Source organism: Cysteiniphilum marinum, assembly GCF_014857925.1.
GTDB classification, from domain to species: Bacteria; Pseudomonadota; Gammaproteobacteria; order Francisellales; family Francisellaceae; genus Caedibacter; species Caedibacter marinus.
On the sequence record NZ_JACYVZ010000115.1, the window covers coordinates 1 to 706 of the forward strand.

A 706-nucleotide genomic window follows, 5' to 3' on the forward strand; every position below is an offset into this window, starting at 1 on the left:
CGAATGCAGGTGGCGACCAGTCTGTACAAGAGGGAACCGAACATACAGTAACAGGCTCAGGTAGCGCAAAAGGCGATAGAAAGATAACCAGTTATCAATGGACAGGCACTGGTGCATCCCATCTAAGTGTTACTGATAAAGAGACTCCAGTTTTCACAGCGCCACCTTATAAAGGTAATGATGACACATACTATTTAACATTAACCGTAACAGATAGTGCGGGAGTAAAAAGTGAAGAGTCAACAGCCACTTATACGATTACTGCAGATAGTCAATTGATTCCAATTGCGAATGCAGGTGGCGACCAGTCTGTACAAGAGGGAACCGAACATACAGTAACAGGCTCAGGTAGCGCAAAAGGCGATAGAAAGATAACCAGTTATCAATGGACAGGCACTGGTGCATCCCATCTAAGCAATACTGCTATAGCGACTCCAGTTTTCACAGCGCCACCTTATAAAGGTAATAATGATGACACATACTATTTAACATTAACCGTAACAGATAGTGCGGGAGTAAAAAGTGAAGAGTCAACAGCCACTTATACGATTACTGCAGATAGTCAATTGATTCCAATTGCGAATGCAGGTGGCGACCAGTCTGTACAAGAGGGAACCGAACATACAGTAACAGGCTCAGGTCAAGCACAAGGCAATAGAGAGATAGCCAGTTATCAATGGACAGGCACTGGTGCATCCCATCTAAG

1 protein-coding gene is annotated in these 706 nt (G+C 44.2%); it reads left to right on the forward strand.

Going from position 1 to position 706, the window contains the following annotated elements; all coding sequences use genetic code 11:
• On the forward strand, positions 1-706 hold a 706-nt coding region (locus tag IE867_RS14560; protein WP_225630090.1), incomplete at both ends, for a PKD domain-containing protein.